We start from the raw sequence: 16,630 nt of genomic DNA, 5'->3' as shown, positions 1-16,630 counted from the left end.
TAAGAATTAAGAATTAAGAATTAAGAATTAAGAATTAAGAATTAAGAATTAAGAATTAAGAAAATCTTATAGCTTATTATCTTGCTTCTTAAATTTAGCATAAAAACATAATCACTTAAGAACTTAATCTCATAAACACAAACATTAAAAAAAATGATAAAAAATGTAACCTTTTTTATATTTAATCGTCTAGTATAAAAATGATATTTAAGATGAAAAAAATAATAATTGTAGCTTTAGCAATATTCTCTTTACAATCATGTATTTCTGTTCGTGTAAATGCAGATGTAGATTCCAGAGCAAGTTTTTCTAATGCAGAAACACCAAATATTACAGCAGAAGGAACTTTTTTTGAAAATGGAGTAAAAGATTCTAAGTGGTCGAATTCAAATGGTTCTAATTGGACAAAAGCAAAATTTGAAAACGCAACAGGAACAACATATATCAAATTAAAAACAAAAAAATCTCTTAAGGTCGATTTTCGTTCTGTGATACATACAGAAGGAGATTTAGCTTTTGAAATTATTGATGCAAATAAAGTTGTTTTATATGCATCAAATGCAGATACAGAAGAAGGACGTTTTTCTGTTAATTTTCCAAAAGAAGGAGAATATCAAGTACGTTGGAAATCAACTTCTGCAACAGGAAATTATTTCTTAGAATGGAAAGAAAAGTAATTTTTTTTGAATTATCTTTAATTAACAATTTTTAGTATGTGAGTTATTTATTTTTATTCATGAATTTGCAATAGTGATTGAAGCGGCATCCTTTTTAGATTGGTCATTGAACGAAGTCGAAATGAATGACCAATCTAAAAAGATATAGCGAAAAGCACGTCCCGAAGGGATTGCCCAAAAAATAAATATAATTTTAAAAATGTAAGAAAAGTAATTGTTTACTAAATATGATTTAATTTTGCTAAATATTAAAATAACATATGGCATTATTAGATAATTTAACGTGGCGTTATGCTACTAAAAAATATGATTCAACTAAAGTAGTTAGTGAAGAAAACATAGATAAAATTGTAGAGGCAACACGATTAACTCCAACATCATCAGGTTTACAGCAGTTCAGAGTTTTGGTAATTAAAAATAAAGAGCTTCAAAATCAAATAGTACCAATTTCTTATGATCAACAAATTGTAGCAGATTGTTCTCATTTGTTGGTTTTTGTAGCTTGGGATTCTTATACAGAAAAAAGAATTGATGATATTTATGATTTCACAACAGATGAGCGTGAATTACCAAGAGGAAGATTTACATCTTATACAGATCGTTTAAAACAAATATTCTTTGCTCAAACAGAAGAAGAACATTTTGTACATACTTCAAAACAAGCATACATTGGTTTAGGGCTAGCAATTGCACAGGCTGCAGAACTAAATATTGATAGTACGCCAATGGAAGGTTTTGAAAACGATAAATTAGATGAATTATTGAACTTGAAAGAACAAGGTTTACGAAGTGTTCTTATGTTACCTTTAGGTTACAGAGATACAGAAGGAGATTGGTTAAGTTCAATGAAGAAAGTTCGAATTTCTACAGAAGATTTTGTAACTAAGATTTACGAATAAAATTGTAAAAAATAAAAAGAGAGTTGAAAATTTCAACTCTCTTTTTTATGTTTAATGAGATTATTTTATTAATCCAATTTCTCTTAATCGTTGAGTTAAGAATTCTCCAGCAGTAATATCTTCAAATTGTTTTGGATTTTCTTCTGTAACACAATTTTCTAAAACAGATAAGTCCATATCAGAAACAGGGTGCATAAAGAATGGAATAGAAAAACGAGAAGTTCCCCATAATTCTCTTTCAGGATTTACAACTTGGTGAATCGTAGATTTTAAACGATTGTTTGTGTGACGAGATAACATGTCACCAACATTAATTACTAATTCATCATCTTCTGCAATTGCATCGACCCAAGTTCCGTCATGTTTTTGTACTTGTAAACCACGACCTTGTGCGCCCATTAATAATGTAATTAGGTTAATATCACCATGAGCACCAGCACGAACAGCTTTTTTAGGTTCTTCTGTGATAGGAGGATAGTGGATTGCTCTTAAGATAGAGTTTCCATTTTCTACTTTATCATCAAAGTAAAATTCATCTAGACCTAGGAATAATGCTAAAGCACGTAGAACATAAATTCCTGTTTTTTCTAATTGTTTGTATGTTTCTTCACCATAAACATTAAAGTCAGGAACTTCTTTTACATTAATATTTTCAGGGTAATTGAATTTAGATTTATCTTCTTCATTAAGATATTGACCAAAATGCCAAAATTCTTTTAAATCTCCAACTGTGCTACCTTTTGCATGTTCGTTACCGAAAGCTGTGTAACCACGTTGTCCTCCAATTCCTTCTACAATATAATTTTGTTTTGTTTCTGTAGGTAAAGCATAAAATTCACGTACACTTTTGTATAGATTATCTACTAATTCGTCTGATAAAAAATGTCCTTTTAAAGCAACAAATCCGATTTCTTCATACGCTTTTCCAATTTCATTAACGAATTTTTGTTTTCTAGCAGGATCTTCAGATAAAAAATCTGCAAGATTAACTGATGGTATTCCAGTTTGTGACATTATAGTATGTTCTAAATATTTATTTGTTCGACAAAGGTATATAAACATTTTAAATGTGAATAATTTTGTTGATAACTTTTATTTAAAACTATTGTATGTATTATTTTTGGTATAAAAATCAATTAAGATTAAGTATAAAATATTGAAAATAAATAATTTATTTTAATTAAAATAAGAATAATTAATTGTTGTAAATAATAGATTTATTATATTAATTACTTTGTTTAATCAATTTAAACTATAGTTTGATAAAAATTCTTCCATTCATTACGAACGAAAGAATTTTTTTAATCTTCTTTAGAACCATCATCTGCCATTCTTACCATTTTGGGAGTAAATGTTGCAACAACATCAACAAGTTCTTGTTGAGCATCCATTACAGCATGAATATCTTTGTAAGCCATAGGTGCTTCATCTTTTCCAGCTCCAATTAATGTAATTCCAAAATCATTCAAATAATCATTAATTTTATTTTGAGATAAAGATTTTATAGCCTGTGTTCTGCTCATTTGTCGACCAGCACCATGCGATGCGGAATTTATTGCATTTTCTTCGCCTTTTCCTCTTACCAAGAAGCCTGGAGCAGTCATAGAACCAGGAATTATTCCCATAACATCTTTAGATGCAGGAGTAGCACCTTTTCTATGAACAATTACTTCCTCGTTATTGTAAATTTCTTTCCAAGCAAAATTATGATGGTTTTCAATTTTACCTAAAACTTCAGCACCCAAAGCATTTGTAATTTTTTGATGAATCACCTCATGACAAGCAGAAGCATATTCACCAGCTAAATTCATAGCAATCCAATATTCTTGACCTTCTTCAGAATTCAAATCCAAATAAGCTAAATTTTTGGCTTTGTAGGGTAACTTACAAATATCTTTAGCAATTTTTGTATAATGTCCAGCAATTGTAGCACCAAAACCTCTAGAACCAGAATGCGTAAGTAAAGCAAGGTATGTTCCTTTTTTGATATTTAATTTTGCATCATCTTCTTTAAATTCCATTAAACCAAATTCTACAAAATGATTTCCACCGCCAGAAGTTCCTAATTGTGACCAAGCTTTATCTTTTAAATTTTTAATAAAAGAATTTGTTTCAAATTTGTTGTCATCTAAAACTTTATGCTCAGATTTATATTGTCCATGAAAACCATGTCCGGCACCAAATTTTGTATTTTTCATTAAAACATCTTTTAAAACATTATGATGTTCTAAGTAATGAGAAGCTGGTAAATCAAAAATAGAAAGAGCCATTCTACAACCAATATCAACACCAACTCCATAAGGAATAATCGCATTTTTAGTTGCTAAGACACCACCTATTGGTAAACCATAACCTTGGTGAGCATCTGGCATTAATGCTCCACCAATTGTTATTGGTAATTGCATTGCAACTTTCATTTGTTCTAACGCACCATTTTCAATTTTTTCTGTACCATAAACTTCAAAATCTTTTGGATTTTCATTTAGTGGGATTATATTCTCATCTATATTAGGTAAATGTACTCCATTCACAAAAGCCTCAGCAAGAGTTTTAAATAATTTATCTTCTATAAAATCCTGTGGCGAAGACAATACTTGTGCATATTTATTTAGCATTTCTATTTTGGTAAAACCAGTTCTTTTTTTATTGATTTTAAGAGCAATTCCTAAAATCTCATTCTCTGGGTAACCTAAATCAATTAAATCATTTCCATTGATTGGTTTATTTGTATTATTCATATAGTTTAGTTCTTAAATTGATTAAAAATTTTTCATTCGTTTCATAGTTATCATTTATGGAATGAATGTTTTTTGGTAGTTTTCTTATCTCACTTTGTAAATCTTCAGAGATTTTTAAAACCTCATCATAGGAATATTTTCCATTTTTTATACGAAGTAATTCATCTCTATCCATTGTCCTTTTTACATTCAAATCACCAGTTAGTAATAACTCTTTCGCAACTCTCAGCAACCTTATTGTGTGCATCATATTCTTACTATCATAATCTTTACCGTGGTCTATATTTGTTGTATATCTATCTTCGTTTCTCAACTTCATCCAATCCCAATATTCTTTGTATTGCTTGCAGTAAGACGAATACTCATCTTTATTAAAAATTAAATAACAAATAGGCATTTCATTTTTCGGAATTTCACTTAAAAGAATATCGTTGCTATTTTCATCCTTTATTATTCCATTGTAGTTTAATTTTTCATTATAAAAGACAGAATACAAGTCTTTTGCATGGTGTATTTTACTTAAACCACAGAATTTTTCTTTATAATTTTTTTCTTCAAGCCAATTGTTCAACAGAATACTTTTACCATCATTTACAATAAAACAAAAATCCAAAACACTTCTTCGTTTTTTAGCCATAGGATTTAAGAATTTTTTATTTAAACCTTTTGCTTTTTTTATTTGGCTCAATGCGTATCCTATAAAAGTATTTTTAACCTCATCAGTAATAAAATTCTTATAGTTTAATTCTTTTAATAAAGGAGATTTGTAAAGAATAAACTCATCTGGAGTTGCCAATATTTCTAAACAAGCAGGATTATTTTTTAGTAATAATTCAAAGAATCGACCAATTTCATAATACACAATATCATTGCTCGTATTACTCACTTGTGTTTGATATTCTAATCCGTAATACAGTTCCTTTGGTAAATAAAACATACCTCGAATATCAGTATCCGATTTCTCTGTATCCAAATTATAAGCTTTACTTCCGCTTATACATTCAAAAAGGATAAGGTTTTTATTTTTTAGGTCTTCTATAGTTAGTTTCATTTTTTATTATTTATGTTTCATCAAAATATTGTAGATTTAAACTAATCAAATACTTAAGTTTAATGAAATATTCATTATTAATCTTCATGTTTTTATTCTCAAATATTCTCAACGCTCAGAAAGTATTTTCTGTAGAATATAGTAGTCAGGCTGATGTGAAAATTTATGTGGTTGATCATGAAAGTCAAGCAGATTTAAAAGTTTATAAAGTAAGTTATGCAAGCCAAGCAGGAAATAATGACGGAAATTGGTTTTTCACTGATTATGCATCACAAGCTAAAAAGAAAATCTATTTTGTATCTAATTCAAGTTCTGCTGATGTTAAAATTTTTTATGTCAATTATAGTAGTCAAGCAGGTTGGAGGAATAAAAATAAACAATACTTAATGCAGTAAAAAAGGGCATGTTTTGGGCAATCCCTACGGGTAGCGCTATTCATTACAATCTTTTTCTAAGGAAAAAGGATTTCCATTACTATCGCTATTGCATTTTTAGTTAGTTCAAGTGTTTTTCTCAGAAAAATGATTTTTTAATTCCATTTGTTTCATTATGTCATGTTGAGCATGTCGAAACATTTTTCCATAATATATAAAAATAACTAATTCTCATTTCTAATTGTATCTAGAAAAAAATCATTAATCAACTCTTTATCAAACTCTATTTTTGAAATTAATTCAGCTTTTGCTTTTAACTCAGTTTTTAACTCAGAAATCCAATTAAGTAATTCTTCATCTTTTACAATTAAGTAGCTTTCATCTACATTTGCTTTTATTTTTAAATAGTTTTCTATTTTATCTAGTAAAAAATTATCATCAATCAAGTGAGCCAATTTTTTAAATTCCATCGGAGGAATTGTTTCTTTTTCTATAACCCACTTTGCTGAAAGTACAGAACGTAATGCGTAGAACAAATGTTTTAATTTAAGTTCTTTGTTTCCTTCAATTTCAATTAATTTTCTTGTTGTAATTCCCAAATAGTGCATTGAAACTTTTCTTGGATTGAATTGAGATTTTACAATTGCTAATAAACTTTTTTCAAACTCTTTATTTGTAATATAATGAATAGGAGATTGTAAATACTCAACAATACTCGAGTTAGATTTTAGAATCAAACGTAATACTTTCTGAATATCCCAAGCTTTAAAATCTAATTCATCAACGATTTTAAAATCAATAAAATCATCAATAGGTTCTATTCTCAGATAATCACTTATTTTTCTTCTATAAATTAACCGAATATCATAATCACTATCGGTAGAAGGGAAGCCCCAAGCTCGACTTCCTGATTCAACGGCAAATAGAATTTCTATATTTTCGTCTTTTTCTATTTGCCTTAGTTTATTTAGTATTGTTGTTTTCATTGTTTCGTAAACATTGTTTTTAGTTCGTTTAATACATTCGAACCTCCAGAAATGCTGATTTCACCAACCTTATCTGCAATTTTTTCGATGTATTCCATTTCCTTCAACTTCCAAAGAATTTCATTTTCTTCCATTAATTTGGCAGTGTTCAATAAACTTCTTGTAGATGCTGTTTCTTCTCTTCGTGTAATAGAGTTAGCTTGAGCTGTTTTCTCAGCAATTAAAACACGATTCATTATTTCACGGATTTCTCCTGGTAAAATAATATCTTTCATTCCTGCATCTTTTAATTTTAAACCAATTGTCTCGAATTGTATTTCAAATTTCTTGATAATATAGTCTGTTACAGAATTTTTATCAGACATTAAATCGTCGAAAGTAACATTGCTAATGTATTCTCTCAATCCTAATTGTATAGCTTGATAAATCATTTTTACAAAATCTTTATCCGATTGATATGCTTTTAACAAATCAACGATTTGGTATTGTACCATAAAGTTGATACGTAATTGCACTTTATCTTTTGTTAAGATTTCTTGTCCTAATATTTCTATTGTTTGTGGACGTAAATCGTATGTAACAGCTGAAATTTTTGTCTCGTTGCTATAAAATAAATAATCTCCTGCTTTTAGGATAGTATTAAACTGATTGTCTTTGAATAATAATCCTTCGAAATATGGTGAAACAGAAATGGTACGAACAGCACTTACTTTTCTTAGTATTTCGATTTCTCTTTTATCTAAGTCTTTTATTTCTTCTGTTGAATCTAAATCGAATTTCTTTGTTGTTAATTGAACAGAGTTTTTCCATAACATAACATTTCTATTTACATACGATTGATGAAATTGTTTGTTTTTGTAAACAATTAATACTTCGTTATGTAAAACTTCAGTATAATTTACCATTGCGGCTAACTGTTCATTTTCTAGAAATAGAGAATGGTATTTTTCTTCAATTATTTCGTTGAAATTCAATTTTATAATTTCTTTATGAAATAGAATCCAGTAAGTACCAGTTGAATAAACTTTTGCTACTTCGTTGTTTTTTATTTTTACAGCAACTTCTTGCTTGTTGATTACTAATTTTTTCATTTTATATTTTTTAGGTTTTTACTTTATTTTTTTTAAAAAAAAGCTAATTAGGTTTCCTTTTTCAAAACGGAATCAGATTGTTTAATAAGCTTTTTTCAATAGTTGTTTTTCAAATCAATTATTCAAATTATTTTATTGAATAAGAAATTAGAAAATTAAAAATCAATCATCTTACAAAGAATCAGATTCAAGTTTTAAGCAAGTTTTTGTTCTCATTTTTCCTGATTTATCTTTAAGAAGATAAACCTTTCTATTTGAAAAGAAACTGCCTTAGCTTTTTGTTTCTAATTGGTGCCCGAAGGCGAAAAATACAGATTAAAAGTCTGTTTGTAATTACTCTACCGGACTGAGCTACTTCAATTTTAGTTGAAGGTAGGATTTGAACCTACGACACATTACACATTTTTGTAATACTCTAACCAACTGAGCTACTTCATTCGAAAATGAAGACAGGATTCGAACCTGTGACCTTTACATTATAGATTTATTACCAAGACTAGAATAGAAGTGATGAAACAATTTCTACTATGATGCTATACAGAAACATCTGTCGAGATAAATAAACCATTTGGTTGTTAAACCTTTGACAAAGTTGAGGTTGTTGGATGCAGAAGAATTGCGTAATAAAAATAATTTTTTAAATAAATTATAATTTACTTGTAATGAGTTGTTTAAAAGTTGAATTATTTACAAAATAATCTAATTCTATTTTTTTAACGCAGATAGATTACGTAGTTAATTCACAAATTTGTACTATTACATAAATAATTGAGCCATGGCAACTAATAAAATCGCATTAATTCGTTATCAAACTATTGATAAATGCCTACAAAATCATTTCAGAAAATGGACATTAGAAGATTTAATAGAAAAAGTTTCTGAAGCCTTGTACGAATATGAAGGAATAACAACTGGAATATCTAAGCGTACAATACAAGGAGATATACAAGTGATGCGAAGTGATAAATTAGGTTATAATGCACCAATTATTGTAAAAGAAAGAAAATATTATGAATACGAAGACAAAGACTATTCTATTCACAATTCGCCTATATCTACAGCTGATTTAGATAAGATGAAAGAAGTGATTTCTGTAATGAAACAATTGAATGGGTTTAATTATTTTGATGATATGAACGAGATAATTACTCGTTTGGAAAGTAACTTATCAAAACAAGATAGTAAACAACCTAGTTATATACAGTTCGAAGAAAATCCATTACTAAAAGGATTAGAACATTTGAATAGGTTGTATCAAGCAATTGTAAAAAAACAATCTCTGCTTATTTCTTATCAATCTTTTACGGATTTAAGTAAATCTAGAGAGCCAAAACAAGCTGTCTATTATCCTTATTTACTAAAAGAATATAGAAATAGATGGTTTTTATTAGCGAAAGCAAGAAAAGGTAAAATATTATATACGCTTGCTTTGGATAGAATTGTTGATTTTTATGAGTTAGCAAATGAACCTTTTGTTGATGAATCAGAAATAGATTTTGAACATTATTATGATAATGCACTTGGCGTAACTAAAACTGTAAAAGATAGAGAACAAAGAGTTGTTTTTCGTGTCAATAAAAAATTAGCACCTTATGTTGTTACTAAACCAATACATGCAACACAAAAAATAATTAACGAAGATGAAAAAGGGACAATTTTTTCTATAGAAGTTATTCATAATTTTGAATTAGAGCGAGAATTACTTGGTTTTGGAGAAGAATTGGAAGTTATCGCTCCAAAATTATTGAAAAGAAATATCAAAAGAAGATTAGAAAAAGCGTTGTTTTTTTATTTGAAAAAGAATTAACAGAAGCGTGTTTTTAATTTAATAGATTTTAAGAAGAAATCCCTCATTTTGAGTGAAATTCGAAAAGGATTTTGTATAGAGAAATAGGTAAGGATTTTAAATGTTTCGACATGCTCAACATGACATAATGAAGCAAATAAAATTAAAAATCATTTTAAAAGAAACCTAGTTTATAAATCTATTTGCAATAGCGATAGTAATGGAAATACTTTTTCCTTAGAAAAAGATTGCAATGGATAGCGTGGCCCGAAGGGATTGCCCTAATTATTTTAAGTATGTTAAAATAATTAAGAATGATTTTTTGATTATAATATGGTGTAAAATAATTGATTCAATCAATTTTATAAGGCATTTAGAAGATTTCATTAAAAATAATGGTTAAAATTTGAGATTTTGATTTAATCTTTATTCATAAAAATAGAAAACTTACTACATTTGTGGGCTATGAGTATTCGTATTAAAAAAGTACAATCAAAACATGATTTGGAGGCTTTCATAAAGTTTCCGATGGATCTATATAAGGATAATAAGAATTATGTTCCGCCTTTTATTAATGAGGAAAAGGAGACATTAGATGTTTCTAAAAATCCTGTTTTTAAAGACGCAGAAGCGCATTATTTTATTGCTGAAAAAGATAATAAAGTTGTAGGAAGAGTTGCAGCGATTATCAATTGGCAAGAGGTAAATAAACAACACAAAAAGAAAATGCGTTTTGGTTGGTTTGATATGATTGATGATATCGAAGTTACGAAAGCTTTATTGGCTAAAGTAGAAGCGATAGGTAAAGAAAATAATTTAGAATATATAGAAGGTCCTGTAGGTTTTTCTAACTTAGAAAAAGCAGGAATGTTAACTAAAGGATTTGATAAATTAGCTACAATGGTTGGTTTGTATAATGATCCATATTACCCTGAGCATTTAGAGAAATTAGGTTTCGAAAAAGCGAATGAATGGGTAGAGTTTGAGTTAGATGCACCAAATGAATTACCAGAAAAAGTTATAAAATTCAATAAAATAGTTAGAGAACGTTATAAACTTAGAGAATTAAAATTCACTAAAACTTCTGAAATAATTCCCTACGTAGAGGATATGTTCGATTTGTTGGATAAAACATATAGCGAATTAGATACTTATGTTCCAATTGCGGATTATCAGATAGAATATTATAAAAAGAAATATATACCATTTATCAATCCAGATTATGTAAACTGTATTGTTGATGAAAATAATAAAATGGTTTCGTTTGCGATAACAATGCCTTCTTATTCTAAAGCCATGCAAAAAGCGAAAGGAAAATTACTGCCTTTTGGTTGGTGGCATCTTTTACGCGCAAGTAAAAAGAATGATTCTGCTCAATTTTACTTAATTGGGATTGATCCAAAATACCAGGGAAAAGGAGTTACAGCTCTTATTTTTAATGCAATGTTTGATACATTCAAACGTAATGGAATTAAATTCCTTGAAACAAATCCAGAATTAGAAGACAACGAAAATATACAGGTTCTTTGGAAATCTTATGATCCTGTAAATCATAAAAGACGTAAAACATTTAAAAAACCTATTGTATAATGTTTGATATTCAACTTTTAGAAAAAAAATATTCAACTTTTAGACAAGAAGGTTTTGATGAAAAATGGTTGAATTATGATGGTTTATTACGTTATTTTTCTACAAAAAATACTGAAAAAGAACAAATAGGAACATCTTTTTTAGGTAATTCTATTTATAAATTGTCTTTTGGAACAGGAGAAAAAAGAATTTTAATTTGGTCGCAAATGCATGGAAACGAATCTTCGGGAACTCGTGCAATGTTTGATGTAATTAATTTCTTTGAACAAAATTCTGAAATTACACAAAACATTTTATCTCAATTAACAATTGATTTTATTCCGATGTTAAATCCTGATGGAGCAAACGTAAATACGAGAAGAAATGCAATTGGAATTGATATTAACAGAGATTTTTTAGCAAAAGAATCTACAGAGATTCATATATTATTAAAGCAAGTTGAAAAAGGTAATTACATTACATTATTCAACTTACACGATCAGCGTACAATTTTTAATGTTGGTACTACAGAAGAACCCGCAACATTATCTTTTTTAGCACCATCATATAATCTTGAAGAAGATGTGAATGATGTACGCGAAAAAACAATGGGAATTATTCAGGCTATTAATACCGATTTACAAAAAGTAATTCCAGGAAAAGTAGGTCGTTATACATCAGAATTTTACCCAATGTCTACTGGAGATAACTTCACTAAAATGGGTTATCCATGTGTATTGTTCGAAGCAGGTCATTATCCGAATGATTATCAGAGAAATGAAACAAGAAAATACAATGCTTTAGCAATTATTTCGGGTTTGTTTTCTGTGGCTACACAAAATGAATTTGCATTTGATGATTATTTATCAATTCCACAAAATGGACAACGTTTTTTAGATGTTATTTTACATAACGTACAAATACAAAATGGAGATAAATCTTCTCATGTTGATTTAGGGATTTATTTTGAGGATATTTACAATAATAAATCAAACAAAGTAGAACAAATCGCTAAAATTATAGAAATTGGGGATTTAAGAAAATTTGTAGGTCATTTGGAATTGGATGCCAATAATCAAATTTATAAAGCAGAAAATTCATTTTATCCAACGCTTAATCAAATAGCAACTTTTGAAGTTGGTTCAATAAAATTAATCAACGGACAAATAATAAATTAAACACATTAAGACAACTATAAAAACTAAATTTTACGATGAAAAAAATATATCTATTTACAATTTTTTTGGCATTCAGTTTCTCATTTTTTAATTGTGCTCAACAAAAAGTAGCTCATAATACAAAAGTTGTAGAAAACGGAAAAAATATCCTTATTGGTGAGTTTGATCGCAAAGCTTTAGAGGATCCAGAATTCAAAAAATGGTTCGATGAAGAATATAACTCTTACGAAATAGAACAAAATAAATTAACAGGGATTGAGAATTTAAAAGATTATTCAATAGAAATTTTCTTAGGAACTTGGTGTCCAGATTCTCGCCGAGAAGTTCCTCGTTTATTAAAAATATTAGATCAAGAGAAATTTCCAGCATCACAATTACATTTAATTGCTGTAAATCATAAAAAGAAAAGTAACAATGGAGAAGATGTAGGGAAAAATGTTTCTCATGTTCCGACAATAATTGTTTATGATAAAAATAAAAAAGAAGTAGGACGTATTGTAGAAAGTCCAGTTTCTGCATATTTAGAAGAAGATTTGGCACAAATTGTGAAAGGAACTCCACTGAAACCAAATTATTCAAATGATTAGAAAAAATTTAAAATATGTAATATTAGGTCTTTTCGCATTCTTTTTTGGAGTAATGTTGACTTATATTATAACAGATAAATTTAAGAAAGAAGATTCCAATGAACAATCATATGTAATTGCTTATCAGATTGATAAAATGAATAAAATGATTGTTGCAGAACAAATGTATTCTGATATGTACAATCATACGTCCAAAAAGTCTTTACCTGGTTTAGGAAGTATTTATTCATCGGATAAAAAAGTAACACTTTTGGTTAAAGCAAAGGCACAAGCAACGTATGATCTTAAACAAATGGATATAGAATTAGATTCTGTCAATAAAAAGATTATTATAAAATCTATTCCACCTGTAGAAATTAAAGTTTATCCAGATGTTAGTTTTTATGATATGGACCAAAGTGTTTTTAATCGATTTAGTAAAGACGATTTAAACGGAATCAAAAAACGTGCTGTTGCGCATGTCGAGAAAACAATCGATAAAACTCAACTAAAGCAAGAAGCACATAAGCAGTTAATTCAGAATCTTGGAGATTTATACTTCCTTGCAAAAACCTATGGTTGGCAAATAGAAGATAAAACAGAATATGCTCCAGAACTGAAAAAGATTTATTATTAATAGGATATAATCTAAAAATACATCAAAACCTCTCATTAACATTAATGAGAGGTTTTTTGTTATATGTCTAATAAATTTAATTTGGGCAATCCCTGCGGGTCGCGCTATCCCTTTCAATCTTTTTTTTGAGGAAAAAGGATTTCCAGTATTATCGCTATTGCATTTTCCTATTTCTCTAGAAGAAAAATTTCCTGAAAAATATCAAATAAATGTTATTATAGTAGAATCACATTTTTTTTTGTAGAAAAACATTGTATTTTCGCAACTTGATTTATGAAAGAGAAACTAAAAATCATATTATTATTTCCTTTGTTACTAATGTTCATTATGAATGCTAGTGGAATTAGTGTATGCATAGAACATTCTCAACATAATAAAGATCTTACTACAAAAGTAAAAGAAAGTAAAGATTCAGAAGAAGTTTCTTGGGATAATGAAGATATCTGTCATTGTTTGCTTCATATGCAAATGCATCAAGATTTTGTTCATCAAGATTTAACACTTATTCCTCCAATTACATTGAAAATTGAAAAAGAAATGCCTCAACCAAAGGCAATTATTTATCAATGTTTACTCGATTTTTTTAGTTCACGAGCTCCCCCGTTTATAATTATTACGTAGTATAATATTTTTTAAAGTATTGTACAAGGTAGATTATATCTAATCACCAATGATTTTTTATGGATTTTTATGTCAAAAGGCATAGAAAACCTCATTTATTAATATATGTCATTTATCTAAGATAAGTGCATGTATACTTTTATATTCAATGTACATCAATAATTATAAAATAAAAACAAATCAATCTTTTATTAAAAGATTGAAATATATTATTCCTATTATTTTTCCAAACTTTTTTTATGCACAAGAAGTACAAGAGGATTCTACAACTATAGCAATTCAGACAGTTGAGGTAGTAGGTAGAAAGTCTAAGAATTACACATCAGATTATTCTTTTGCAGCAACTAAAATAGCAATGAAGAATATTGATATTCCTATGACATTAAATACTGTTACCAAAGAATTAATGACAGATAGACAAGCATTTCAGTTAGGCGATGTAATGAAAAATGTAACAGGAGTTTCTCCGTCAAGTTATTATAATCAGTATAATATTAGAGGAATAAGTCAGAATGAAGAGGGACAGATAATTAATGGTTTAAGAACAAGACAGTATTATTTTTTGCAACCAATGACTGCAAATATAGATCGTGTCGAAGTTTTTAAAGGTCCAGCAAGTATTACGATGTCTAGTGTGGATCCAGGAGGAACTATAAATATGGTGACTAAAAAACCGCTAGTTGAGCCACGACATGAAGTGAGTTTCTCTGCTGGTAGTTTTGATACTTATAGAGCTACTACAGACATTACAGGTCCATTAAACAAAAGTAAAACATTATTGTTTCGTTTTAATGCAGCTTATCAAAAAGCAAAATCTTTTAGAGATTATGTAAATAATAGTGGAACCTTGATTTCTCCTTCGATTACATTCGCACCCAATGATAAAACATCGATTAATGTAGAGATGATTTATAATGATCTTCATGGTAATTTAGATAGAGGGCAACCGATATTTGGAGCAGCAGCAGGAAAAACAAATTTAAATAGTACATCTAGAAGTTTGAATTTAGGTTCTCCTGATGATTATTTTAAAACAAAAGAAATGATTCTTATGGGAACTCTTTCTCATAGATTTTCTAATAATTTTAGTTTTAATGCATCTTACATGAAGCAATATTGGAGAGAAAATCTTCAAGAACATCGAACAACCAATGCTTTTGTTCCTGACATTAACAATAATCCAGTTTCTAGTCTTGCTATGATGCAGTTTATTAGAAGAAAACAGAAATGGGAAGTAGATAATGTGAATGCTTATTTTAATTATAATTTTAAGGTAGGGGAAACAGAACATCAAACACTACTTGGATATGATAGTCAAATTTGGGAAAAAAGAAAAGGAGGGTTTCAAAATGCAGCAAGAGGTTTTGTATTAAAAGATGGTTCAGTAGCTTCCTCTTATAATCCTTCTAATTCAGATTTATATGAGTTTGTAGATTACAATGGAATTGTAATTCCAAAAGCAAATGTGACACCGTTTGATTTAACTCTTGGAGCAAAAAATTATGAAGGAGATGATTACTATAAATTGAATATAGAAACAGCTTTACCATCGGCTTTAACAGTTACTCATGCTGCATATATACAATATTTACTTACATGGAAGAAGTTTAAAATTTTATCTGGGATTAGACAAGAATGGTTCAAGGATATTACGAATTATAAACAAGAAAATGAAACATCATTTAATAATTCAAAAATGTTATATAGATTGGGAATAACTTATAGCCTTACTAATCATATAAATATTTATGGAACTTATTTAACAGGATATCAGCCACAATCTAATACTGTTACTTTAATGCCTAATACAGGTAATTTTACAGGAGCAGAATCTGCAGCTAAGTTTAAACCATTAACATCCGATTTGAAAGAATTTGGAATTAAAGGTAAGATTTTTAAAAATCTTTCATTTAGCATGGCTATTTATGAAATAAAACAAAAAAATATTATAGTTAATGCAAATAATCCTGCTGAACCAGATGAATTAATACAAAGAGGTGAAGATAGAAGTAGAGGATTTGAAGCTGAATTTACAGGATATATTTTTCCAGAATGGCATGTTTACGGTGGTTATAGTTATATAGATGCTATAATTTTAAAAGATACAGATGAATCACTTATAGGAAAACGAAAAGAGAATACATCCAAAAATTCTTTTAATATATGGACGCGCTACAATTTTACTAAAGTAAAGTCTCTTAAAAATTTTGGAGTTGGAATGGGAATGTTGTACCAAAGTTCAAAAGTACCATGGTTTACAAGAAGTTTTGAAGTTCCTGCTTATGCAACTTTGGATGCTGCATTATATTATGCACCATTAAAATCTAAGTTACAATTTGCTCTTAACATGAATAATCTTACGAATAAAACATATTGGACAGGTGCACAAAATTATTTAAGACTATTTCCAGGTGCACCAAGAAATTTTTTAATGACAGTTACTTATAAATTTTAGAA

General features: G+C 28.4%; 15 protein-coding genes and 1 tRNA gene. 10 read left to right on the top strand and 6 right to left on the bottom strand.

Annotation, left to right across the window (positions count from 1 at the left end):
• The first annotated feature begins 212 nt into the window (after positions 1-212).
• Entirely contained in the window at positions 213-677 is a 465-nt protein-coding gene (locus RT575_RS11330) for a hypothetical protein (protein ID WP_313580925.1), read from the top strand.
• A 260-nt stretch (positions 678-937) separates the two neighbouring features.
• Positions 938-1,576: an NAD(P)H-dependent oxidoreductase gene (locus RT575_RS11325; RefSeq protein WP_313580923.1), complete on the top strand. Its 639-nt coding sequence runs from the start codon at positions 938-940 to the stop codon at positions 1,574-1,576.
• A 60-nt stretch (positions 1,577-1,636) separates the two neighbouring features.
• Here RT575_RS11325 and RT575_RS11320 read toward each other — a convergent pair whose 3' ends face one another.
• The 3 genes from RT575_RS11320 to RT575_RS11310 all read right to left on the bottom strand — a co-directional run bounded on the left by RT575_RS11320 (position 1,637) and on the right by RT575_RS11310 (position 5,365).
• A complete protein-coding gene (locus RT575_RS11320) occupies positions 1,637-2,590 on the bottom strand; it encodes a 2-oxoglutarate and iron-dependent oxygenase domain-containing protein (RefSeq protein WP_313580921.1) in 954 nt (317 codons plus the stop codon).
• A gap of 287 nt (positions 2,591-2,877) precedes the next feature.
• The gene (locus RT575_RS11315; RefSeq protein WP_313580920.1) at positions 2,878-4,314 is read right to left on the bottom strand and encodes an RtcB family protein; all 1,437 of its coding nucleotides are present in this window, start codon (positions 4,312-4,314) and stop codon (positions 2,878-2,880) included.
• Positions 4,307-5,365, bottom strand: coding sequence for a DNA polymerase beta superfamily protein (locus tag RT575_RS11310; RefSeq protein ID WP_313580918.1), 1,059 nt, complete (start codon positions 5,363-5,365; stop codon positions 4,307-4,309). Before RT575_RS11310 ends, RT575_RS11315 begins: the two co-directional genes overlap by 8 nt.
• 62 nt (positions 5,366-5,427) lie before the next feature.
• Here RT575_RS11310 and RT575_RS11305 point away from each other — a divergent pair, with 62 nt between their 5' ends.
• A complete protein-coding gene (locus RT575_RS11305; protein WP_313580916.1) occupies positions 5,428-5,760 on the top strand; it encodes a DUF6150 family protein in 333 nt (110 codons plus the stop codon).
• A gap of 203 nt (positions 5,761-5,963) precedes the next feature.
• Here RT575_RS11305 and RT575_RS11300 read toward each other — a convergent pair whose 3' ends face one another.
• The 3 genes from RT575_RS11300 to RT575_RS11290 form a co-directional block, all read right to left on the bottom strand.
• Complete coding sequence (locus tag RT575_RS11300) at positions 5,964-6,725, bottom strand: nucleotidyltransferase domain-containing protein (RefSeq protein ID WP_313580914.1); 762 nt, start codon at positions 6,723-6,725, stop codon at positions 5,964-5,966.
• Positions 6,722-7,816 carry a slipin family protein gene (locus RT575_RS11295; protein ID WP_313580912.1) on the bottom strand — a complete coding sequence of 365 codons (1,095 nt, stop codon included), beginning with the start codon at positions 7,814-7,816 and terminating at the stop codon, positions 6,722-6,724. The genes RT575_RS11300 and RT575_RS11295 overlap by 4 nt, the downstream gene beginning before the upstream one ends.
• A gap of 367 nt (positions 7,817-8,183) precedes the next feature.
• Positions 8,184-8,254: transfer RNA gene (locus RT575_RS11290), tRNA-OTHER, on the bottom strand.
• Positions 8,255-8,591: 337 nt separating this feature from the next.
• Between RT575_RS11290 and RT575_RS11285 the strand changes: the two genes are divergently transcribed.
• The 7 genes from RT575_RS11285 to RT575_RS11255 all read left to right on the top strand — a co-directional run bounded on the left by RT575_RS11285 (position 8,592) and on the right by RT575_RS11255 (position 16,628).
• Positions 8,592-9,623 (top strand): WYL domain-containing protein, encoded by a 1,032-nt coding sequence (locus tag RT575_RS11285; RefSeq protein WP_313580910.1) that lies wholly within the window; start codon positions 8,592-8,594, stop codon positions 9,621-9,623.
• A gap of 444 nt (positions 9,624-10,067) precedes the next feature.
• On the top strand, positions 10,068-11,192 hold the full coding sequence (locus RT575_RS11280) for a GNAT family N-acetyltransferase (RefSeq protein ID WP_313580908.1): 1,125 nt from the start codon (positions 10,068-10,070) through the stop codon (positions 11,190-11,192).
• Positions 11,192-12,349 carry a M14 family zinc carboxypeptidase gene (locus tag RT575_RS11275; RefSeq protein WP_313580907.1) on the top strand — a complete coding sequence of 386 codons (1,158 nt, stop codon included), beginning with the start codon at positions 11,192-11,194 and terminating at the stop codon, positions 12,347-12,349. Before RT575_RS11280 ends, RT575_RS11275 begins: the two co-directional genes overlap by 1 nt.
• Before the next feature lie 35 nt (positions 12,350-12,384).
• Complete coding sequence (locus tag RT575_RS11270; RefSeq protein WP_313580905.1) at positions 12,385-12,936, top strand: thioredoxin family protein; 552 nt, start codon at positions 12,385-12,387, stop codon at positions 12,934-12,936.
• Entirely contained in the window at positions 12,929-13,552 is a 624-nt protein-coding gene (locus tag RT575_RS11265; RefSeq protein WP_313580903.1) for a DUF4230 domain-containing protein, read from the top strand. The genes RT575_RS11270 and RT575_RS11265 overlap by 8 nt, the downstream gene beginning before the upstream one ends.
• A 273-nt stretch (positions 13,553-13,825) precedes the next feature.
• A complete protein-coding gene (locus RT575_RS11260; RefSeq protein WP_313580902.1) occupies positions 13,826-14,173 on the top strand; it encodes a hypothetical protein in 348 nt (115 codons plus the stop codon).
• Positions 14,174-14,372: 199 nt separating this feature from the next.
• The gene (locus RT575_RS11255) at positions 14,373-16,628 is read left to right on the top strand and encodes a TonB-dependent siderophore receptor (RefSeq protein ID WP_313580900.1); all 2,256 of its coding nucleotides are present in this window, start codon (positions 14,373-14,375) and stop codon (positions 16,626-16,628) included.
• Positions 16,629-16,630 lie beyond the last annotated feature (2 nt).

This window comes from Chishuiella sp. (assembly GCF_032109125.1).
Taxonomy (GTDB): Bacteria; Bacteroidota; Bacteroidia; order Flavobacteriales; family Weeksellaceae; genus Empedobacter.
The sequence above is the reverse complement of the archived record's forward strand: the minus strand, read 5'-3'. Positions and strand labels throughout refer to the sequence as shown.

Bases quoted from the DNA above. Each gene is read 5' to 3' on its own strand.
- RT575_RS11330 (WP_313580925.1), top strand. From the start codon at position 213: ATGAAAAAAATAATAATTGTAGCTTTAGCAATATTCTCTTTACAATCA.
- RT575_RS11300 (WP_313580914.1), bottom strand. From the start codon at position 6,725: ATGAAAACAACAATACTAAATAAACTAAGGCAAATAGAAAAAGACGAA.
- RT575_RS11285 (WP_313580910.1), top strand. From the start codon at position 8,592: ATGGCAACTAATAAAATCGCATTAATTCGTTATCAAACTATTGATAAA.
- RT575_RS11295 (WP_313580912.1), bottom strand. From the start codon at position 7,816: ATGAAAAAATTAGTAATCAACAAGCAAGAAGTTGCTGTAAAAATAAAA.
- RT575_RS11275 (WP_313580907.1), top strand. From the start codon at position 11,192: ATGTTTGATATTCAACTTTTAGAAAAAAAATATTCAACTTTTAGACAA.
- RT575_RS11280 (WP_313580908.1), top strand. From the start codon at position 10,068: ATGAGTATTCGTATTAAAAAAGTACAATCAAAACATGATTTGGAGGCT.
- RT575_RS11265 (WP_313580903.1), top strand. From the start codon at position 12,929: ATGATTAGAAAAAATTTAAAATATGTAATATTAGGTCTTTTCGCATTC.
- RT575_RS11315 (WP_313580920.1), bottom strand. From the start codon at position 4,314: ATGAATAATACAAATAAACCAATCAATGGAAATGATTTAATTGATTTA.
- RT575_RS11310 (WP_313580918.1), bottom strand. From the start codon at position 5,365: ATGAAACTAACTATAGAAGACCTAAAAAATAAAAACCTTATCCTTTTT.
- RT575_RS11260 (WP_313580902.1), top strand. From the start codon at position 13,826: ATGAAAGAGAAACTAAAAATCATATTATTATTTCCTTTGTTACTAATG.
- RT575_RS11270 (WP_313580905.1), top strand. From the start codon at position 12,385: ATGAAAAAAATATATCTATTTACAATTTTTTTGGCATTCAGTTTCTCA.
- RT575_RS11320 (WP_313580921.1), bottom strand. From the start codon at position 2,590: ATGTCACAAACTGGAATACCATCAGTTAATCTTGCAGATTTTTTATCT.
- RT575_RS11305 (WP_313580916.1), top strand. From the start codon at position 5,428: ATGAAATATTCATTATTAATCTTCATGTTTTTATTCTCAAATATTCTC.
- RT575_RS11325 (WP_313580923.1), top strand. From the start codon at position 938: ATGGCATTATTAGATAATTTAACGTGGCGTTATGCTACTAAAAAATAT.